The sequence below is a fragment of the Aeromonas sp. 102P genome, from assembly GCF_051920345.1.
GTDB classification, from domain to species: domain Bacteria; phylum Pseudomonadota; class Gammaproteobacteria; order Enterobacterales; family Aeromonadaceae; genus Aeromonas; species Aeromonas veronii.
This window is the reverse complement of the sequence record NZ_JBQBCZ010000001.1, coordinates 1,910,197-1,929,794: the sequence shown is the minus strand read 5'-3', so window position 1 is coordinate 1,929,794 and position 19,598 is coordinate 1,910,197. Positions and strand designations below refer to the sequence as shown.

Here is a 19,598-nt window from a genome sequence, read left to right as displayed (position 1 = left end):
TATGATCGCCATCCTTGACCAGCTAATACCCAACAGACTATCCCCATGTTTAACCACGAACTAATCCTCAACCACATCGACGATATATTTGGACAGGACATGCATGCTAAGCGTGTTCTTTCCCTCGCCAATGCTACCCTCGGGGTTATCGAGTCAGGTTCACTGGCCATCCACGCCATCGGTAGTGGCCTCTCCTTGGCCAACGGTCTCGAACGTAAACATGCGGTTAAACAGGTGGATCGCCTGCTCACTAACACCAAGCTCAATGTCTGGAGCCTCTTTGACGATTGGGTGCCCTATGTGGTCGGTGAACGTACCGAGATCGTAGTCTCCATGGACTGGACCGAATTCGATGCCGATGATCACAGTACCTTGGTTATCAGCCTGCAAACCAACCACGGTCGCAGTACTCCGCTGCTGTGGAAAACCCATCGGAAATCGTTGCTCAAAGGGCAACGCAATGCCCATGAGAAAGAGCTGCTCACCAAGCTCAAGCAGACGTTGCCAGAGGGTATCTTCGTGACGGTAGTAGCTGACCGCGGCTTTGGTTACATGGAGCTGTTCGAACGCCTGGAGCAAGAGCTAGGCTTTGCTTATCTCATTAGATTTAAAGGAAATGTTTTGGTTGGTTACCCTGGTGTAGAGCAGGTTCCAGCTCGGGACTGGCTAACGCCGACCGGGCGCACCCGAACCCTCAAAGCGGTGGAGCTAACTGGGCAGCGACAGCCTGTCGAACGGGTCTATTGTTGTCATAAGAGTGGCATGAAAGACGCGTGGTTTCTGGCCAGTAACCGGACCGACCTGAGCGCCGCCAAGGCGTTGCAACTATACGGCCAGCGCTGGGGTATCGAGACCAGTTTTCGTGATATCAAAGATTACAAATTCGGCATGGGTATGGGAGATGTGCACATCAGTAATCCGGTCCGGCGCGACCGACTGTTTTTATTCAGTGCCCTGGCCATCGTCTTGCTGACGCTGCTGGGTAAGGCTGGAGACAGTGTCGGTCTAGAGAGAACGATCAAGGTCAATACCAGCAAGAGCCGAACCTATTCGTTCTTTCGGCAAGGGGTCATCTATTACCAGTTGCTACCTAAAATGAAAGAAGCCAATGCGGTCTTGTTGATGGATAAATTTATCTACTACCTGAAGCAACACCGCTTATATACCCGCACACTTGGAATTATTTGAGTCTCTAAAAATGAGGGGATCTCTGAGCCATCAAGCAGCAACTGCCCCAGCCCCTGGTGACCGCTACACTCGGGGCTTTCTGACAGGTAGACCAAGGGTATTCAGCTTGTTTATGGCGCTAACATACGCCATGACTTCTCCCACTTGGCCGTTGTAGTTACGCAGACTGATTTTCCCCGCCAGCAATTGCTTGAGCCGATACATCGCCGTCTCTGCCAGCGAGCGACGGTGATACCCCGATATCTTCTTCCAGTGCGCCAGCCCTTCCTTGCCTATTACCAGCACAGCCTCATTTCTTGGATGCCCCTTTTTCCACAGCCCAGCGTTCTTGCGGGGCGGGATACAGGCTGTCGCCCCTTTGCGCGAGATAAGCCGATGGCTGGCTTTGCTGTCATAGGCACCATCAGCATAAACATGTCCCAGCTTACGCCGCAGAGGGTTGAGCAAGGTGGGCAACACCTCGGCATCATGGACATTTTCCAGTGAGACTTCCGCCGCCACGATATCGTGGGTCACCGGGTCTACCGCCAGATGCAACTTGCGCCACACTCGCCGCTTCTCCGAACCGTGTTTTCTGACCTTCCACTCGCCTTCCCCAAACACCTTCAGCCCGGTTGAGTCGATAACCAAGTCGGTAATACGTTCCTTTGGGGGCTGTCGATAAGCCACAGTCACCGAGCGTGCTCGCTTGCTGACGCAGCTATAGTCCGGTGCGCACAACGGTACATTCATCAACTCGAACAGGGAGTCTAGTAGTCCCTGAGTGGCCCGTAGAGTGAGGTTGAAAATCCCCTTGAGCATCAGGAAGGTACAGATGGTCTGGTCGGTGTAAAGCTGGCTGCGACCTCGGCGCCCATGATGGTCGTGGTGAAACCAGCTGTTCATGGCTTCGGCATCAACCGAGAAGGTGAGTGAACCACGGTTAATCAAAGACTTGTTGTATGTAGGCCAGTTGGTGATGGGGTGAAGCGACGTGCCCATGATGCAAACTTGAAGAGGATGGCGGTGATCAGATCTCCGAGTCCTCAGTAAGTTCCCTTCAAACTGCATCGATTTAGGCAACAACGCCGTGTATGAGTTATCGTGATAGTATCATCATAGTGAGCATCAACGTCCTCGTACTCTATTTGTAGTGGTCAACTAAATCCGGACACTTGGTTAGGCCGTTCTTCTGCTTTTGCTGGCGGTATCCCATTATTGTGGTGATGTGGACGCCGCCAGTTGTAGTAATCCATCAGGTAATAACTGATCTCTCGCTTCGCTTCTCGCAAGCTCATATATCCCAGAGCCGGGAGCCACTCTGACTTCAGGCTCCTGAACAGTCGCTCCATCGGGGCGTTGACGCTCCTATGTCAACAAGCTCGCGCTGAGTCAGCTAAATCGGCCCAGAGCAAAGGGTAGAGTTCCCTGACGATATAGCGCTTCAAACAACGCTGGATCTCTTTCGAAGATAAGCCTTGGGCACTACGTCGTGCGACGTAAGATTGGGTTTGTGGATCTCCCCGCATCCGGACCATTGCAATCGTCCATAACGCATTGTTTGCTGCACGGTTACCACCTCGGTTTAAGCGATGTCGTACGGTCTTTCCCGAGGATGCGGGTAAAGGATTAACCCCACAAAGTGCCGCGAGCGATGCTTCATTTCTTAACCGTTCCGGGTTATCGCCAGCCGTTGACAGCAGCACTGCTGCGGTTTGAGGGCCGACGCCAAATTGCTCGCGCAGACGGCGAGCATGTTGATGGGTCAAGGCATCCAACATGGCATCAAGTTTTTCAACTTCGTCTGCCAATAGCAACCAACGCTTGGCCAGCAGGCACAGGGTAGTAGTTAACGTATGCAGGAATTCTGTGCTACCCAATGACCTCACTCGTGCACATCCCTTTGCACAGTCAGCGGGTTTGCTCTTCCAGAGCCGTTCACGAACATCCTGGGGGGCACTGACAAGCAGCGCTCTTAGTTGATTCATTGCCTGCGTTTTGGCTTTGACAGCGCTGCGTCTGGCCACTGATACCACACGCATCATTTCTGCCGCACCTGACTGGGTCTTTGCTATCGCGGTAGCACTACCAGAAAGCACTGATCGCGCAGCATTTTCAGCATCGGTAGGATCCGATTTCCCCTGGAGCCTGCGTTTGGAGCGGTCAGGGCGATTAACTTCGAAGACCTCAACACCATGCTTACGCAGTACACAGGCCAAGCCAGCCCCGTACGTGCCTGTGCCTTCAACGCCTGCTCTCTTCAAGCATCCGAAAGAGTTTGCCCAAGTCACGAGTCTCTCATATCCGCTGATATTGGTCGTGACCATCAAGCATCCCAACTGGTGTCCTTGTGCGTTAAGCAAAACCCCAACATGGGTATCCAGATGGGTGTCTACACCAAGGATAACTTCAGCTTTGTTTCTGGAATTGTTCATGGCTCATTCCTCCAAGGAATATGCACTACCAACCCCATACGCAGGACAGGACACTCAAGATGCAGCACAAGGCTCCTATTAGGTCACAGACGCTGGGCCCAGCAATGCCAGGGAACATCAGCATCCAATCGACAGGTCAACGCAAAGGCATTATGTTCGCCAATCCCAGCACGGGTCAGATTGGGCTGATGTTCTTGAGCATAATGAACTGAGTATCCCAGCAGTTACCACGACGGCTCATGCTCTGGGTCATACGATAGCTGCCACAATCGTAGCCGAAATGCCCGGCTGCCATATTGGCTGCCCTGGACGCCCTTGTGACTGCTCCCCGCCGCAAGCGGCGAGGCTTCCCACTTCTTAGGCCGCTACTGCCGAATTGGCAGATTTACGCTGGCCTCCATGGGTAGAAACGACGTGTCCCGCCGCTTTTAATTCCAATATGCCTTGCTGTCGGATGTTCATGGCCGCGTTGATATCCCGGTCATGCTCCGCATTACATGCTGGGCAAGCCCAACTGCGCTGATGCAATGGCATTTCAGGCATCTTGTGCCCGCAGCAGCTGCACAGTTTCGAGCTGGCAAACCATTGGTCTAGCTTGACCACGTGTCTCCCCTGCGCCTCTGCTTTGTACTCCAGCTTCATGATAAATCCATGCCAGCCCGCATCTCCTATGGCTCTGGCTAGGTTGTGATTCTTCATCATGTTCGCTGATTTCAATGTCTCTACGATGACCGCTTGGTTTTCGTCAACCATCGTTCGGGAGAGTTTGTGCTGAAAATCGGCGCGGGCGTTGGCTACACGTTCGTGCAGGGCGGCCAGCTGTATCCGTGCCTTCGCTCGGTTGGCGCTGCCTCTTTTTTTGCGAGATAACGATTTTTGCTTGCGCCGCAGATTGCGGCTGGCATTGATAAGGTGACGCGGGTTGTCGATCTTCTTGCCGTTGGACGCGATGAGATAGTGAGACAGCCCCATGTCGCAGCCTGTCACATCTGTGATGAGTGTCGGCTTGGCGGGCGCTTCGCAGCCATCATCACTGAGAATTGACGCGTAGTATTTCCCTGTCGGGCCACGGCTGATCGTGATGCTAGAGATTGTTCCTTTGATGTCCCTGTGGAGCACTGCTTTGATCGGCGTCATCTTCGGTAGCTGGATAGCATCGGCCAGTACCTTCCCGTTGGGGTGGTAGCTCGATTGCCTGCCCCGTTTGCTCTTGAAAGTCGGCATCCGAGCCTTGAGCTTAGGGTTGAAAAAGTTGGCAAATGCTTTGTCCAGATTGATCACTGCCTGTTGCAAGGCGAGGGAATCGTACTCTTTGAGCCAGGCATATTTGCGCGATTTTTTTGCCACCGCTAGTAGCGGTTTCAAGTCACGCTTGGGCTTCAGGGATACACCACGGCGCTTGAACATGTGCCGTTGAATACGAAGAGCCTTGTTGTACGCAAACCGCACAGCTCCGAACTGGGCATTTAAAAATGTAGCCTGTTCGTTTGTTGGGTAAAGGCGTACTTTAGTAGCTCTTTTCACGGTCACTGCTCACTGATAAAGTTCAGGCACTATATGCTTTAATTCGAGACATTTCAAATGAGTGAGCACAACATTGATTTCACTGGCTATCTGCGCAAACGTCATTCCGTCAGCAAGCTGGTTGTGCATTTAATCTTCACCACAAAGTACCGCCGCAAACTGCTCGACGGCACCATGATCGAACAGATGCGCCACGCGTTTTTGTCCGCAGCCGAGAAGTTGGAGGTGGAGATTTTGGAGATGGATGGAGAAGCCGATCACGTTCATCTTCTCGTTGCTTATCCGCCCAAGCTGTCCATCAGCGTGCTGGTCAACAATTTAAAGTCAATCAGCAGCCGCCATGTGCGGATTTTGAATACGCATCTACGGAAACAGAGCAATAGTGGGATGCTGTGGTCACGCTCTTACTTTGCCTGTAGCGCAGGAGGGGCCACTATCGAAACGCTGAAGGCGTATGTGGCATCGCAGAAAACACCAGATTAGCTCCCCTTATATCCCCGCCCGATTGGGCGAGGGTTTACGGGGCATTTGCTAAGAGTCAAGTCGTTATTTGAGTGCTGTTGATCAACCGGTTTTGATTTCGTAGGAGCGTATAGACCTCACGCGAGATATAACGTTTTAAGCAACGTAGCGCTTCCATTTTTGAGTGACCCTCAGCTACCCGTTTGGCCACATATTCTTGTGTTTTCGTATCGGTACGCAATCGCCCTATTGCGATAATATGCAGAGCACTATTGGCGGCACGATCACCACCACGATTAAGTCTGTGACGGTTTGTTTTACCGGAAGATACGGGGACTGGGCTGACGCCACATAAAGCCGCGAAGCCAGACTCAGAGGTCAGGCGCTGAGGATTATCACCAGCAGTGATCAACAGTTGCGAAGCACATTCGTACCCTACAGCTTTGCGCCTGATAAGCTCTGGTGCCAGCTCATCGACAATCGACGTTATCATAACGTCCAGATCGGCTATTTCGTCATGTAATTCCAGATATCTTCGAGCCAGTGATTTCAGTGCAATACGATAGGCATCCTGAACATTGCGGTAGGCGGTAACATCGGGTCGCCACGAGGCCAGTGTGCGGATCAAATGCATCCTCGTGAGGTGACGGATCTGGTCACGTAACTCATCAGGAGCTGACACGATATTCATCTGGATCATTTGTAGTGCAATGCGTCGGGCAGCGACAGCTGTTTTACGGCAGACTTTCAGGACGCGAAGCGCTTCAATCATTCCGCTACGTGTTTTGGGCGTGACGGTGCGTATGCGGGAGAAAGCGGCGTGGGCAGCACTTTCGGCATCGATCGTATCGCTTTTACCACGTTTACGACGTTCCATTTTATCCGGTACGGTGACCTCCAGTACCTCGATCTCTGAACTCTGGAGGTAACGCAGCAAGCCTGCGCCATAGGAACCAGTACATTCAACGCCGATGCGCTCAATCGTACCAAAAGATGCCATCCAGGCCAGCATTTGTCGGTATCCTTGGCGTGTTGCCGCGAAGAACTCACTCCCCAAAACGCGGTTGTTTTGATCAACTACAGCCGCGACATGTAAATCTTTATGCGTATCAACGCCCCCAACAACGGACGGTGATTGAGCGGATTTTGTCTTTGCCATAAGTCATTTCCTGCTTCGGAAACTATCCGTCATTTCTCCTGACGATAACCCGGACAGGACAGTAAAGAGACAAGCCGTCAGGCCCTTCTTGAGTCACGCGCATCGGTGAGGAGATGCCTCGCATGAAATACTTCCCGGTAACCGACGGGTCCAGGGAAAGACACATTTCTGGTCGTTCAGAGTGAGAGTCAGGAAACCGGGTAGTCTTCACTGCATCAGTGATCTTACCAGTCAGGCAAAACAGCAAGCATGGTGATGAAAACTGACAGTGACATTATTACTGTCAGAGTGAAATAGCACGCCGGATGGGCAACCCCGCTGCTGATAGGCTATCTCCAGTGCTTTGATGGCCAGCTCGGCATCTGGTTTATCTGACATCGCCCAGCCCACGACCCGCCGGGTGTGCAGGTCAAGCACTGCTGCCAGGTAATGCCAACGACCACCTGCCCAGACGTAGGTAATATCGCCACACCACACCTGATTAGGTTGCCGGACATCAAATTCTCGGGCCAGCAGATTGGGAATGTCCGGTCGTTCAGACCGAGCGACCTGATAGCGATGAGCACCCGGTTGCTTGGATACCAGACCGGCTTCCTTCATCAGGTTACGTACTTTGAATCGACCAATCTGATACCCCAACTCCCTCATCATCGACATCAAGGCGCGGCTGCCCGCAGAGTTCCGGCTTTCTTTGAACAAACGGCGCAACTCACAGCGCTGTTGCATACGTTCACGGTTAATCGTCCGCCTGCGAGCCAGATAATCGTAAAAAAGAGGTGGGAACATCGAAGGCGCAGCAGACCAGAGTGATGGGGGCTTGATCCCTTAATCGGTCTATCAGCGCGTACGTGTGAACTCGTCCGCCATCAAGAGAGCAGTAGCCTTCCTAAGAAACACCCTCGATTGCCTGTAGGGTAAAACCAAATTCGGCGGCCCGACGGTGCAATCCCTTGACCACCCGATGGCGGTACTGCTGCTCGTAGTGATCGGCGCCAGGATCCTGATATTCCATACCAAAACGCATGGCGTTATAGAACAAGACCGCAATCTTGCGGGCCGTGGCGGTGACCGCCTTCGCTTTGCCGATGCGCGCTGACAACCGTCGGTAGAATACCCCCAGCGCTGTATTTGTTCTGCCGATGGTTATCGCTGCCAGTCGTAGGTGGGTGGTGACTCGATTCTTGGTCTTGCGAGTATGAGCTGACATCACCTTGCCACCACTGATCCGGCAGCCCGGAGCCAGTGTCAGCCATGAGGTGAAGTGTTGGGCCGTTCGCCAGCGACTCAGATCCGTTCCACACTCGGCCACCAGACGCAGTGCCAGGTAAGGGCCAATGCCATGGATCTGGGTCAGATCGATACCGACCAGTTGATAGAGCAAGGTGCGGACATCAAAGTTGAGTGCGTTCGGCTGCCGGGTACGGTGGCGAGGCTTGGGTAGCGCTTCGCTGGGACGGGGCTTGCCACGAGAGAGTTGTTGCAAGCTTTGGGCAATCTGCTCATCACAGAGAGAAATCTGGGCCTGGTAGGCGTCATACATGGCCAGTGCCTGACTCAAGGCAAACACATGCTCGGGCTGGTAATTGCCAACCAGCGCACGTTGGATGGTTTCGACACTCGACTGACATCGCAGGTCTCGCATGGCGGCGAGCATCGTGGCATTTCGCTCTCCAGCGACAATGGCACGGATGATCCGCATACCGGTGGCGCCGGTGATGTCACTCACCACATGCTGCAATTGCAGGTTCATGTGAGTTAGCGCCTTCTGCATGTGCTGGATATGGGCCGCAGCGTAATCGAGGTGACGTTCACGCAGCCGCAGATAACTGCGCAGCGCGGCGAGCTCCCGCTCAGGATGGAAGCTGGCGCGCAGTAGACCGCAAGCATGCAGGCGCTGGATCCATTGCGCATCGTTGACGTCGTTTTTGCGTCCAGGTACGGCCCGGGCATCCCGGGCGTTAGCCAAGATGACCTGTAAGCCATGGGTCTCCAGGATCTCGTACACGGGTATCCAGTACACGCCAGATGATCCGAGTTAACTTATTTGCCATGGCGACAGTGGCTTTCAAGAAGCCACGCCAAGCAGAAAGCTCACGGCCGCTGGAAAACTGGGTGGCATCAACCTCACTGACCACCGCAGCGGCAATCAGTGGCCCGACACCAGGAATGGTCAATAAGTGGTGATAGGCAACCTGCTGGCTGGACAGTTCAGCTAGTTCCTTATCCAAGACATCAATCCGTTCAGTGAGCATCTGCATATCTTCTCGTAACAGGCTCAGTAGTCGGCGAAGCGTGAAGGTTATCGTATTGTCTCCGTCTTCAAGCACCTCTGGCAGTTGTTGTTGCAGGCGTTGTAACCCGGCTGGAATAATGACCCCGTACTCGGCAAGTAATGCCCGTAGTTGGTTAGCCAGAGCGGTTCGCTGCTCAACTATGAGCTGGCGAGCACTACGTAACGCCTTGATATCTTGTCGCTCTGTAGTTTTAACTGATACGAAGTGGATCCATAGTCGGCAAGCTGTTTCACAAATAGCTAATGCATCGTTGGCATCATTCTTCTGGTGTCTTGCAAAGGCTTTGACATGCTGTGTAGGAATGAGTTTTACGTCATAGCCCATCGATATCAGTGTTCGTCCCCAGAAGTGAGATGTTGAGCAAGCTTCCATAGCAATCAGTGTTTGCGGTGGAAACTGGCGCAACGTGTGGAGCAGTTTCTGGCGAGATATTTTACGATTCCAGGCAACAGAACCATCAGCCATCCATACACACACCTGAAAAACAGACTTAGCAATATCGATTCCAACTACTTTGATCGTGTTCATGTGGTGCTCCCCCAAGTTGAACGCTGTGAGCCTAAGTATGAAACTGACAGTGCTGGGTGGGGGCGTCCATCACGTCACTACATCATAACGCTTTTTATATGTATGTTATTTGTTTTTTTTGGTGGGGGGTTAATCGTAAAGCGATTAGCATCTGGGTGAAAGTTATTTACAGTTAGGTAGAGGAGAACTGTCGCTCAAGTAAAAAGTGGGTTAATAATTATCGTTTATATCACGGAGGGGGATATTCTTGCTGCAGAACTAGTAATGATGTCAGAGATTGCGATGGTAAATCTTTTAACATTCTCTTTCAAGTAGGAAATCCTAAGAGCGGACTTGTCAGGAGTCATCGGGGAAAATCCAGTCAAAGTAGAAATGCCGCATCCATAAAAGTCATTTTTTGATTCGGAAAAACTGTAACTAACAACTATATGAAGAGGGTTTAATTGTCATGAAAAAAAGAATTATCTGTACTGCAACTCTACTGGCTTTGCTCTCTTATGGCACAGCTTACGCCAACAGTGAAAGTTATCTTCGAGCTGGCACCCAGGAACTCAACATCCAAGGCTTGGTTGACTTTGATGCAGAGGACAGCTACGCCGTGGACCTTAATGCTAAATACGGCTACTTTGTCAAAGACAACTGGGAGCTCGGTACAAATATCATCACAGACTTAAGTAAGAGCTATAAGTCTGTTGGCATTGGACTGTTTACAGAATACAACTTTACCAATGGCACTAATTTTGTCCCCTATGTAGGTCTTGCGACAGAACTAATTCGAGCAGATTACAACAAGGATGACAATCTAAATACCAAATCATTTGATGCCACAGCAGTGAACTTCAAAGCAGCTCTTGGTATGAAGTACTTTGTCAGCAGAAACGTTGCACTCTCTGCAGAAGCCAACTACAACATAGCCACAGACAATCTCAAAGTCTCTGGTGGGGATGCAAAGGATTCTTTTTCTAGGTTTCTTATTGGAACCAGCTTTTACTTCTAAATGGCTGTACAGATCTAGTTATCACCTGACACCGGCCTCAAACCGGTGTCTTGTTTACGCTACTTTAGAGCGCACTTCCTTCGGTATCAATTTCAGACCCTTTTTGAACATGCTGTAAGGGGTCTGCCCCTCCATCATCCTGCCCTGATGTGGCCGCTGGGTGTTGTAGTGCTCCAGGTAGCTATCCAGGTCTGTCTGCATCTGCTCTACCGACTCATACCAGGTCGTCCTCCCCTTGATACGGAAGTGTTCATCCAGCAAGGTTCGATGCAGCCGCTCGATAAAGCCGTTGCTCTGCGGCCTGCGCACCTTGGTGGTTCGGTGCTCAATCCCCTCCAGTTGCAGGAACAGCTCGTAGGGATGGTGGTCAGGTCGTCTACAGAACTCGCGCCCGTTGTCCGACAGGATGATATAGACCCGTGCCTCGTGGGCCTCGAAAAACGGCAGCACCGTTTCATTGAGCACATGAACCGAGGTTACCGGCAGCTTGCTCGTGTAGAGCCGTCCCCAGGCGTGGCTGCTATAGCAGTCCAGTACGGTTTGTAGATACACCTTGCCAACCCCCTTGAGCGCGCCGACGAAGAAGGTGTCGACCGCCACCAGTTCCCCGGTGTAGTGGACCTCAATCTGACGTTCGCGAAACTCGGGGCTGAAGCGCTCGAGCAGGCGAATTTGCTCGTTATTGAGCTCAATGGTCTGCTCACTGTGAGTTTTCTCGAGGCGCAGCAAGCGGTCGTGTTTGGAGAGCAAGTCGTGACGTTGCCACACGCCACGCACGCCGCCGGCACTGACATTGATGCCTTGCAGAGCCAGTTCTTGGGCGACCCGCAGCGGGCCATGAGTTGGTCTGGTGAGGGAGTAATCGAGTATGGCCTGTTCAATCTCGGGAGCGACCCGATTGGGATGAGCCCCTTTACAGCCGGGCAATTTGTCGAGCAATCCCTCGGCGCCATAGGTCTGGTAATTACGGCTAATTTCGTAGAACTGCTGACGGCTGTAGCCTATGAGCTTGCAGGCTTTGCTGACGTTATTGAGCTCTTTGGCGAGCTCTAGCAGGCTGAGTTTGCGACGTGCTACTTTCTCGTTGGTGGTCATATGGTGACTCCAGATAACACGGTAGGGGTACCGTTTTGTTATCCGGTTTGAAGCCGTATGACCACTCCCTTTTGTGGGCACTGTCAGGTGAATGCCATCTCCATACACATGAAAAAATCTTGGATCACGTTGACGGCCATCCTGCTGTGCAATAACTCGCGAGCCTATGGCGAGGCCGGTCGCTGGAGCAGTGGCTGGGGTCAGGGCACCAGCGAATACACGGCGGTGGTCAATGAGCAGAACCATCTCTATATCGCCTGTAGTGACACCCGCAAGGTCAGCATGGCGGCTACCGTTCAGGGCAAGGAGTATGGCTCTTATGCTGGGCAGGCTTTCTCCATCATCGTCGATGGCAGCCAATACGACGCGCCCTATGAGACTGCTTGTGGGGGAAGCTGCGTAAGGCCAAGTCGATCCGCATTTTGACTGCTGACGGTAAGCAGCTCGCACTGCCGAACAAAGAGGTGGCCTCTGTGCTGCCCGCCACCAATACCCCCGAGTTTGACTGCTTGATGTGGGACCAATAGTTCACACCCATTCCATCCCAGAGGAGGCATTTGCCTCCTCTTTTCATTTCCGCCATTCACCCACCCGTGAAGGAGACACACTATGCCACCCTGCATTCCCCCCGAATGCGAGCCATTCGATCACTCTGGCTTTTGGCACAAACTCTGGGCCTTTGCCAAACGGGCCGGTCGGCCTTTTATCGAGACCTGTCTGTTGCTCTACTACACCAGCCAGAAGGATGATCTGCCGCTTTGGGCCAAGCTCCTGATTTACAGTGCGCTGGCCTACTTTATCTCGCCCATTGATGCCATCCCGGATGTGTTGCCGATGGGGCTCACCGATGACATCGCGGTACTAAGTGCAGCACTCGCCAGCATTACCGCCTTTATTGACGCCCAGATCCGTGCCCGTGCAGCCAGAAAAATGCGCGAGCTGTTCGGCGACGCTTAACCCCTTCAAGGAGAACGCCATGACCATTCCCTTTTTCCGGGACGGCTTTGCCCTGCCCGTTGCCCAAGCGCTGCTCACGTTACTCAGTCAGGAGGTAGCCCATCTCGGCCTCAACCTCGAGCGCCTGACCCAACTCACCTTCAACTTTCATAATCCCGGCTTCAGCGTCGAACAAGGCGGTGTGCATCCAGTTGAGATCCGTCTAATCCGTGGGCTCGATGGCTGGCTGTTCGATTACGTCACCGACTTCAGCGACCAGGGGCAGGGCCAAGATGTCGAGCTCTGCAAGGAGCTCGATTTCAATTTCCTCGATGAAGAGCACACCATGGTTGGCTGGGGTCCGCTACAGCTGGCTGAGGCGCGGGAGCTGTTCGACATCTGGCAGAGCAACTTCATTGCCTACTGCCGGTTGGAATGCTTCAGCGTCACTGTCGCAGGAGAGTAGGGGTTATAGATGAGTTTCACCTCGGGGTCGTCACGCCTCTATCTCACACTTCCAGTAGAGTAAAACCGGCCTGGTGACTCTGTTTCATGATGCCAGCCTCAACTGCATAGCTGTGGCCTCAAGCCACCCCATCAACATGGCAACCAGCAGCACTTCCAGCAGGGTAAAGCCGGATTGGCGATGAAATGAGAGAGACCGCTTCATGGAGTCAGCTCACAAGGAGTGCGGTGGCGACATATCACTTATTGGAAATCCTTCAGGTTCCAGTTGCCGATGTCGTCATCGGTACCGGCTTCGCCATCCAGACCCATGGAGAAGATATCGATCTTGCCGAACTGGCCCGGGCTCAGCAGCTGGTACGGGTTGCCCCAGGGATCTTGCGGCAGGCGCTTGATGTAGCCGCCATCGCGGTAGCTGCGCGGCGCCGGATCGATGGAGGGCTTGGTCACCAGTGCATCCAGACCCTGTTCGGTGGTCGGGTAGCGGTTGTTGTCCAGCTTGTACATGTCGAGGGCGTTTTCCAGCGCCACGATATCGGAGACCGCTTTCTGCTGGTCAGCTTTCTCCTTGTTGCCCATCAGGTTGGGCACCACCAGACTGGCCAGAATGCCGAGGATCACGATGACCACCATGACTTCCAGCAGGGTAAAACCGGATTGACGACGTTTGTTCATGAGTTGCTCCGTAACGAATGAGATGGGATGGCCCATCAGAGAGTGATCACTGGGTGGGTTCGACGGGCCGCCAGCGGCGCCACCAAACACCGGAAACTTACATATTCACCATATTGTTGAGCTCGAGGATCGGCTGCAGGATCGACATCACGATAAACAGCACCACCCCGGCCATGGAGACCACCAGCATGGGTTCGAACACCCCGAGGGCGATATTGACCTGAGATTCAAACTCCCGATCCTGGTTGTCTGCCGCCCGCTCCAGCATGCTGTCGAGCTCACCGCTCTGCTCGCCGGAGGCGATCATGTGCAGCATCATGGGCGGGAAAATCTTGGTCTCGGTCAGCGACTTGCGCAGACTGGTCCCCTCGCGCACCCGTTCGGCGGCCTCGAGAATGCGCATTCTGGCAAAGTCGTTGGAGAGCACTTCGCCGGAGATCTTCATCCCCTCCAGCAGCGGCACCGCGCTGGCGTTGAGGATGCTTAAAGTACGGGCGAAGCGGGCGGTGTTGAGACCGCGACTGACCCGGCCAATCACCGGCAGACCGAGCAGTACCTGATGCCAGCGTCGGCGACGCTTTTCATCGGTGAGCCACCAGCGCCAGACAAAGCTGCCAAGGAAGATCAGCAGCAGAAACCAGAGGCCGTAGGCTTGCATCAGCTCGCTGGTACCGATGAGAAAACGGGTGGTGCCCGGCAGTTGCTGGCCCATGTGTTCAAACTGGGCCACCACCTTGGGTACCACGGCGGTAAGCAGGATCGAGATAACCCCGATGGCGACACAGGTGAGCACTATGGGGTAGATCATCGCCTGCAGCAGCTTGGTGCGCATGTGCTGGCGCTGCTCGGTGTAGTCGGCGAGGCGGTTGAGCACTTTTTCCAGATGGCCCGATTTTTCACCGGCCGCCACCATGGAGCGAAACAGCTGGTCGAACACATCGGGAAAAGCCCCCAGCGAGTCGGCCAGCGAATAACCTTCCACTACCTTGCTGCGCACGGTTGCCACCAGAGAGCGCAAGTGGGCCTTTTCGCACTGCTCGGCCACCGCCTTGAGCGCCTCTTCGATGGTGAGACCGGCGCCCACCAGAGTGGCCAGCTGGCGAGTGATCAGGGCCAGCTCGGCAGTGCTGGCACCACGACGAAACAGGGCGAAGCGGGTCGCTTCCCGTTTCGCCTTCTCGGTGGTCTCGTTCACCTCGAGGGGGGTGAGCCCCTGTTCACGCAGCAGCTGGCGTACCTGACGGGCCGAGTCACCCTCCATCACGCCGCTCTTGCTACGCCCCTTGTTGTCGAGGGCCTTGTATTCGAATGCCGCCATCTCAATCTTCCCGGGTCACGCGCAGTACCTCTTCGAGGCTGGTCTGCCCTTTGAGCACCTTGTCGATACCGTCGCGGCGGATGCTGGGGGTGTGGCCGCGGATCAGCCGCTCGATGGCGAGCTCGCCGCTGGCACTGTGAATGGCTTCACGCACCGCTTCGTCGATCACCACCAGCTCGTGGATGCCGGTCCGGCCACGGTAGCCGGTGTGGTTGCACAGCTCGCAGCCGACCGGGCGCCACACCTGCTGATCGGGGGCGCACTTCCGCTCAATCAGGATCACCCCGAAGTTGCGGGCAAAGACAAAGGGGAGCTCGTACAATGGCGCAGGCCCGACACTTCCATCCAGATGGTAGGCACTCATCAGGGCTTACTCTGCACAAACGGGGTGGTGGTCTCGACAGTGTTCTGCTGTCTGCTCCGCATCTCGTTGATCTGCTTCTGGGTCTCTTTTTGCAGCTCGGGCGACACCATCACATCCTGGCCATAGCCAGGCAATACCTGACGGGCGGGGGAGGTGAGATACCCCTCCTGCGAGGCGGCATTGAGCTGCTCGGCGCGGAACAGGGAGTACTTGTTGCTGGAGATACCGGTATAGACGTCCGCATCACGCAAGATGGTTGGCCGGATAAAGACCATCAGGTTGCGCTTGGAGGTAGTGTTGGAGGTAGAGCGGAACAGATAACCCAGCACCGGGATATCGCCCAACAAGGGCACCTTGGAGACCTGCTCCTTGGTCTGTTCGTCCATCAAACCGCCCAGCACCACGGTTTCGCCGCTTTTGACCAGTACCGCGTTCTTGACGGTACGGGTGTCGAAGGTGGGGCCAAGGTTGGCAGTACCGGTCGCCTGGGTCTGGGCGACGCTGGAGACCTCCTGCTCGATATTGAGCAGCACCGAATCCCCTTCGTTGATCTGCGGGGTCACCACCAGCTTGGTGCCCACCGTCTTGCGTTCGATGGTGTTGAACACCTGATCGCTGGTGGTGGAGCTTTGCGAACCGCTCTGGACCGGGACCTCCTGGCAGACGTTGAAGGAGGCCTCCTTGTTATCCATGGTGACGATACTCGGAGTGGAGAGGATATCGTTCTTGGTATTGGAGGCCAGCGCTGTGGCCAGCATGGCCCAGTCGCCGTGATAGAAACCGGCGGTTATGCCGTTGAACTCATTCAGCAGACCGGCAGCGGTGTCGGTCTTGCCATTCTGGTAATCCTTGCCCACCGCGATGGCACTGCCGAGGGGTAGACCTGAGTTGCTGAACTGGGTGCCGCCGCCGTTGGCATTGCCCCACTGGACGCCAAGGGTAAGGCCGTCGCCATCCTGCATCTCGACGATGATCGCCTCCACCAGCACCTGGGCGCGGCGGATATCGAGCTTGGCCACCACCTGCTCCAGTTCCACCATCACATCCGGCTGGGCGGTGATGACCAGCGCATTGGTGGCCTCGTCGGCAGAGATGGCCAGCTTGCCACCGCCGATGCTGGCGCCACCTGTGGTTGCGCCGCCGCCCTTCTTGTCGGCCTCGATGCTGGAGCTGACCCCCTTGAGCACGTCCACCATGTCCTTGGCCTTGCCATATTTGAGGTAGAAGACTCGGGTATTGCTCTGACTCTGCAGGTCGCGGTCGAGCTGGCGCACCATCTGGATGATGCGGGCGCGCGCTTTCGGCTCACCGCTCACCACCACAGAGTTGGTACGCTCGTCTGCCACCACCTTGGGCGACAGCAACAGGGACGCGGTGCCGCCCTGGGGGTTGCCATCCTTGTTGAGGTTGGTCACCAGCCGCACCATTTCACCCGCCGAGGCAAACTTGAGCTTGATGATGTCCACATCCTGATCGCCTGCGCGGTCGACCCGGTTCACCACCTCTACCAGACGATTGACCACGGCGGCGCGGCCGGTGATGAGCAGCACATTGGAGGGCTCGTAGTGCACCACGTTGCCACCACCGGCGTTGTCGTTGAGCTGGCGCAGCAACGGCGCCAGTTCACGGACCGAGACGTTGCGCACCGGCACGACCCGGGTCACCATCTCGTCGCCCATGCCCGGGTTGCTGCCATCCACCACCGGAATGGCGGAGGTCTTGGCATCCCGCGATGCGCAGCACCTTGAGCACTCCGTTGTCCATCGGCACCACGGCAAAGCCGTAGACGTCGAGCACGCTCAGGAAGAACTGGTAGTACTGCTCCTCATTGAGTAGGTCGTAGCTGCGCACATTGATCTTGCCGCGCACCGAGGGCTCTATGATGATGGTTTTATTGAGGTTCTTGCCCACCGTATTGATGAACTCTTCAATGTCGGCGTTCTTGAAACTGGCAGAGTATTCGGTGGCCCAGGCTGAGCCCGCCATCATCAGTGCCGCTGCGATAGTGGCCAGACGCCAGCTTTTCCCTTTAGTGGTCATTATTGGTACGACTCCAAATCATTATTCTGACAAGCGCACATAGATGTCGAACTGTTCGCCCTGTCGCTCGACGGTCACTGTCATTTCCGTTGCGCCAGCCATCTGCTGCATCGCCTGCATGGCTTGCATGTTGTCCCGTAAATCCAGCCCGTTGATGCTGATGGCCAGGTCATTGGCCTGCAGCCCGCTCTGGTTGAAAAACTCAGGATTGCTGCCCGGATTGAGGCGATAGCCGGTCATGCGGCCATCCACCTGAACCGGTGAAATATTGAGGTAATCGGTGATCTTGCCCGGATCGGCCATCAGCTCGCTGCGCAGGGAGCCAAGGGGGGTGGTGTTGGTCTGCGGCAGCGGCTTGCCATACTCCTCGCCATCCAGCATCAGGGTCTCGTCGCGGCCATCCCGCTCGATGATCACCCGATCCGGATAGACCTGCCGGATCCGCGCCTGGGTGCCGTCAATCATGTCACCGACCCCGTAGGAGTTCTGGATGCCGGACATGGCGATGATAGCGATGGATTTGGCGGGATCCGAGCTTGCCAACACCCCGTTGAGCTGGGCATTGAGCTGGGTACGCGGCGCATTGGCGGCCACGGCGGCTTTGGCCTGTGCCTTGGGGATCGCCTTGCCAAACAGCGCCAGTCGGCTTACCTCGCCCAGTTCAAGGCGCGGGTTGCTCTGGCCGCTGACCGCCACTGCGGAGGGTTGCCACGGTTGGCTGGTTTGCGGGCTTGCCAGGGTGAGCAGACGCCAGGTGAGGGCGGCGCTCTGCTGGGCCAGCATGATCAGCAGCGCCAGAAAGGCCACCTGGGTGACTCTGGTCATGGGAAGCCGCCGGCACTGGGCCAGCAGCATGGTCAAGATGTCATCCCTGAATCGTAGCGTCATATTAACCAACAAATTCCAGGCGCTGGAGCGGCGGCGTATAGTGTACGGCTGCGTGCTGTGACACAACGGGTCGGGGCCCACAAAAGCGTAAAGATGGATATTTCATCGCACCACAAACCTTTGAATGCTCATAAAAGTGGCACTCAGGCGAGGTGCATCCTGCTTGCCAGCGATCTTCAGACTGGGCTTGCTTGGCTCCAAATTGACCATGTTCGCATAGCAGAGGCCACCAGTCTGGTCAGTGAGCGTGATCATGGCGGGACACTGCAGGGCACGCAGCTCGTCAAGGCTTATCTCTCCCTCCTGACAGCGCAGACCGGCACGGGGGGCGTTATCGCAGGTTGCTTCGAACGGTTCCGGTTCATAACCCCAGACCCGATAGAGATTCTGCATGGCGCTGTCGGGGTCGATGGCCTGATTGATCGCCTCGGTCAGCTGCTCCTGCGGCTCAGTGGTTTCGTCGATGGTGACCGGTACCTCGACCTTGACTACCGGACGGGTGGGGAACACGCCGAAAAATTGCCAGCCCCACCAGCCTGCGACCACCAGCAGGGCGCCCGCCAGCGTCACCATCATACCGGAGGCCCAGCTCCCTTCGTCCCGAACGCCATTGACCTCGAAGGCGGTCTGGCTGATATCGCTGTGGACAATCTTGTAGCTGCCACAGGCGAAAGCGGCGATCAGGGCGCGGTCACAGATGAGGTTGATGAAACGGGGGATGCCGCCACTCAGGCGATGGAACGTCTTGATGGCACATGGGGTGCAGATGGGTTGTACGCAGCCTGTAACTTGCAGCCGGAAGCGGGCGTAGGCATCTACATCGCTGTGGGAGAGCGGCAACAGGAGCACCATCTGCAGCAGTTTTCGTTCGCCAGTTTCGGGGTTGGTGAGCAGACGCAGCTGCTCAAGTACGCCGGGCAGTTACACAAAGCCGCCGTCATCCTGCAATCCATATTTGAGAAGAGCGCTTCACCGTTACGCTCGCTCATATAGAGGTACTTGGGATTGGGCGAAATGGATAAAGGTGGTTTCGATAGGCTCAAGAACTGTGTACGCACATAAGGGGATTATTTTTTGACTGATACCACAAATCAACATATTAAAGATATGCCTCTTGAAACCGTTCATCATTAGCTAACCTAGACAATGGCAACGTCACTATTGCCAGCCTGTGGATATGCTTGCTTGAAAATAGAATTGAAGGGGTATTTTCTCTTGTGTTTTTCCACTAATTAACTTTGATGTATCTAA

General features: G+C 55.0%; 16 protein-coding genes and 6 pseudogenes. 6 read left to right on the top strand and 16 right to left on the bottom strand.

The genetic code is table 11. From position 1 onward, the window contains the following. Positions 1-45 precede the first annotated feature (45 nt). Positions 46-1,188, top strand: coding sequence for an IS4-like element ISAs18 family transposase (locus ACTG1K_RS09315; protein WP_041204923.1), 1,143 nt, complete (start codon positions 46-48; stop codon positions 1,186-1,188). 63 nt (positions 1,189-1,251) lie between these two features. Here ACTG1K_RS09315 and ACTG1K_RS09310 read toward each other — a convergent pair whose 3' ends face one another. The 4 genes and pseudogenes from ACTG1K_RS09310 to ACTG1K_RS09295 form a co-directional block, all read right to left on the bottom strand. Next, positions 1,252-2,169: an IS5 family transposase gene (locus ACTG1K_RS09310; RefSeq protein WP_440005154.1), complete on the bottom strand. Its 918-nt coding sequence runs from the start codon at positions 2,167-2,169 to the stop codon at positions 1,252-1,254. 155 nt (positions 2,170-2,324) lie between these two features. Further along, positions 2,325-2,528, bottom strand: a pseudogene (locus tag ACTG1K_RS09305) (integrase core domain-containing protein); the annotation flags it as partial. Between the two features lie 12 nt (positions 2,529-2,540). Next, entirely contained in the window at positions 2,541-3,602 is a 1,062-nt protein-coding gene (locus tag ACTG1K_RS09300; RefSeq protein WP_440005153.1) for an IS110 family transposase, read from the bottom strand. Between the two features lie 357 nt (positions 3,603-3,959). After that, positions 3,960-5,132 (bottom strand): RNA-guided endonuclease TnpB family protein, encoded by a 1,173-nt coding sequence (locus ACTG1K_RS09295; protein ID WP_440005152.1) that lies wholly within the window; start codon positions 5,130-5,132, stop codon positions 3,960-3,962. Positions 5,133-5,183: 51 nt separating this feature from the next. Here ACTG1K_RS09295 and tnpA point away from each other — a divergent pair, with 51 nt between their 5' ends. After that, complete coding sequence (gene tnpA, locus ACTG1K_RS09290; protein WP_440005151.1) at positions 5,184-5,609, top strand: IS200/IS605 family transposase; 426 nt, start codon at positions 5,184-5,186, stop codon at positions 5,607-5,609. Between the two features lie 55 nt (positions 5,610-5,664). On the opposite strand, the gene ACTG1K_RS09285 is transcribed toward tnpA, so the two are convergent. The 4 genes and pseudogenes from ACTG1K_RS09285 to ACTG1K_RS09270 form a co-directional block, all read right to left on the bottom strand. Next, positions 5,665-6,747: an IS110 family transposase gene (locus tag ACTG1K_RS09285; RefSeq protein ID WP_440005150.1), complete on the bottom strand. Its 1,083-nt coding sequence runs from the start codon at positions 6,745-6,747 to the stop codon at positions 5,665-5,667. 273 nt (positions 6,748-7,020) lie between these two features. Then, positions 7,021-7,633, bottom strand: a pseudogene (locus ACTG1K_RS09280) (IS3 family transposase); the annotation flags it as partial. Further along, complete coding sequence (locus ACTG1K_RS09275) at positions 7,634-8,752, bottom strand: IS110 family transposase (RefSeq protein ID WP_440005149.1); 1,119 nt, start codon at positions 8,750-8,752, stop codon at positions 7,634-7,636. It abuts the pseudogene before it with no gap. Next, positions 8,706-9,569, bottom strand: coding sequence for an IS110 family transposase (locus ACTG1K_RS09270; RefSeq protein WP_440005148.1), 864 nt, complete (start codon positions 9,567-9,569; stop codon positions 8,706-8,708). The genes ACTG1K_RS09275 and ACTG1K_RS09270 overlap by 47 nt, the downstream gene beginning before the upstream one ends. Positions 9,570-10,017: 448 nt before the next feature. Between ACTG1K_RS09270 and ACTG1K_RS09265 the strand changes: the two genes are divergently transcribed. Continuing rightward, on the top strand, positions 10,018-10,566 hold the full coding sequence (locus tag ACTG1K_RS09265; protein ID WP_440005147.1) for an outer membrane beta-barrel protein: 549 nt from the start codon (positions 10,018-10,020) through the stop codon (positions 10,564-10,566). A 54-nt stretch (positions 10,567-10,620) separates the two neighbouring features. Here the strand turns inward: ACTG1K_RS09265 and ACTG1K_RS09260 are convergent, their stop codons facing one another. Next, complete coding sequence (locus tag ACTG1K_RS09260; protein ID WP_440005146.1) at positions 10,621-11,661, bottom strand: IS481 family transposase; 1,041 nt, start codon at positions 11,659-11,661, stop codon at positions 10,621-10,623. A gap of 108 nt (positions 11,662-11,769) precedes the next feature. Between ACTG1K_RS09260 and ACTG1K_RS09255 the strand changes: the two genes are divergently transcribed. From ACTG1K_RS09255 to ACTG1K_RS09245, 3 genes are all read left to right on the top strand, one after another. After that, on the top strand, positions 11,770-12,087 hold the full coding sequence (locus ACTG1K_RS09255; RefSeq protein WP_440005145.1) for a hypothetical protein: 318 nt from the start codon (positions 11,770-11,772) through the stop codon (positions 12,085-12,087). A gap of 183 nt (positions 12,088-12,270) precedes the next feature. Next, positions 12,271-12,618 (top strand): YkvA family protein, encoded by a 348-nt coding sequence (locus tag ACTG1K_RS09250; RefSeq protein WP_330544138.1) that lies wholly within the window; start codon positions 12,271-12,273, stop codon positions 12,616-12,618. A 19-nt stretch (positions 12,619-12,637) separates the two neighbouring features. Beyond that, on the top strand, positions 12,638-13,063 hold the full coding sequence (locus ACTG1K_RS09245) for a DUF2787 domain-containing protein (protein ID WP_440005144.1): 426 nt from the start codon (positions 12,638-12,640) through the stop codon (positions 13,061-13,063). Between the two features lie 93 nt (positions 13,064-13,156). Here ACTG1K_RS09245 and ACTG1K_RS09240 read toward each other — a convergent pair. The 7 genes and pseudogenes from ACTG1K_RS09240 to ACTG1K_RS09210 form a co-directional block, all read right to left on the bottom strand. Beyond that, positions 13,157-13,267, bottom strand: a pseudogene (locus ACTG1K_RS09240) (prepilin-type N-terminal cleavage/methylation domain-containing protein); the annotation flags it as partial. Between the two features lie 38 nt (positions 13,268-13,305). Beyond that, positions 13,306-13,737: a GspG family T2SS major pseudopilin variant ExeG gene (exeG, locus tag ACTG1K_RS09235; RefSeq protein WP_005338297.1), complete on the bottom strand. Its 432-nt coding sequence runs from the start codon at positions 13,735-13,737 to the stop codon at positions 13,306-13,308. Between the two features lie 97 nt (positions 13,738-13,834). Continuing rightward, positions 13,835-15,055, bottom strand: coding sequence for a GspF family T2SS innner membrane protein variant ExeF (exeF, locus tag ACTG1K_RS09230; RefSeq protein ID WP_440005143.1), 1,221 nt, complete (start codon positions 15,053-15,055; stop codon positions 13,835-13,837). Position 15,056: 1 nt separating this feature from the next. Next, positions 15,057-15,314, bottom strand: a pseudogene (locus ACTG1K_RS09225) (ATPase, T2SS/T4P/T4SS family); the annotation flags it as partial. Positions 15,315-15,418: 104 nt separating this feature from the next. Beyond that, positions 15,419-17,459 (bottom strand): annotated as a pseudogene (gene exeD / locus ACTG1K_RS09220) (GspD family T2SS secretin variant ExeD). A 21-nt stretch (positions 17,460-17,480) separates the two neighbouring features. Next, the gene (gene exeC / locus ACTG1K_RS09215) at positions 17,481-18,314 is read right to left on the bottom strand and encodes a GspC family type II secretion system variant ExeC (protein ID WP_440006812.1); all 834 of its coding nucleotides are present in this window, start codon (positions 18,312-18,314) and stop codon (positions 17,481-17,483) included. A gap of 195 nt (positions 18,315-18,509) precedes the next feature. Beyond that, a pseudogene (locus ACTG1K_RS09210) lies at positions 18,510-19,405 on the bottom strand (AAA family ATPase); the annotation flags it as partial. Between the last annotated feature and the right edge of the window lie 193 nt (positions 19,406-19,598).

Excerpts from the sequence above, each read along its gene's own strand:
- exeG (WP_005338297.1), bottom strand. The coding sequence starts at position 13,737 with ATGAACAAACGTCGTCAATCCGGTTTTACCCTGCTGGAAGTCATGGTG.
- ACTG1K_RS09265 (WP_440005147.1), top strand. The coding sequence starts at position 10,018 with ATGAAAAAAAGAATTATCTGTACTGCAACTCTACTGGCTTTGCTCTCT.
- ACTG1K_RS09255 (WP_440005145.1), top strand. The coding sequence starts at position 11,770 with ATGAAAAAATCTTGGATCACGTTGACGGCCATCCTGCTGTGCAATAAC.
- ACTG1K_RS09250 (WP_330544138.1), top strand. The coding sequence starts at position 12,271 with ATGCCACCCTGCATTCCCCCCGAATGCGAGCCATTCGATCACTCTGGC.
- exeF (WP_440005143.1), bottom strand. The coding sequence starts at position 15,055 with ATGGCGGCATTCGAATACAAGGCCCTCGACAACAAGGGGCGTAGCAAG.
- ACTG1K_RS09310 (WP_440005154.1), bottom strand. The coding sequence starts at position 2,169 with ATGGGCACGTCGCTTCACCCCATCACCAACTGGCCTACATACAACAAG.
- exeC (WP_440006812.1), bottom strand. The coding sequence starts at position 18,314 with ATGCTGCTGGCCCAGTGCCGGCGGCTTCCCATGACCAGAGTCACCCAG.
- ACTG1K_RS09300 (WP_440005153.1), bottom strand. The coding sequence starts at position 3,602 with ATGAACAATTCCAGAAACAAAGCTGAAGTTATCCTTGGTGTAGACACC.
- ACTG1K_RS09270 (WP_440005148.1), bottom strand. The coding sequence starts at position 9,569 with ATGAACACGATCAAAGTAGTTGGAATCGATATTGCTAAGTCTGTTTTT.
- ACTG1K_RS09285 (WP_440005150.1), bottom strand. The coding sequence starts at position 6,747 with ATGGCAAAGACAAAATCCGCTCAATCACCGTCCGTTGTTGGGGGCGTT.
- tnpA (WP_440005151.1), top strand. The coding sequence starts at position 5,184 with ATGAGTGAGCACAACATTGATTTCACTGGCTATCTGCGCAAACGTCAT.
- ACTG1K_RS09260 (WP_440005146.1), bottom strand. The coding sequence starts at position 11,661 with ATGACCACCAACGAGAAAGTAGCACGTCGCAAACTCAGCCTGCTAGAG.
- ACTG1K_RS09245 (WP_440005144.1), top strand. The coding sequence starts at position 12,638 with ATGACCATTCCCTTTTTCCGGGACGGCTTTGCCCTGCCCGTTGCCCAA.
- ACTG1K_RS09315 (WP_041204923.1), top strand. The coding sequence starts at position 46 with ATGTTTAACCACGAACTAATCCTCAACCACATCGACGATATATTTGGA.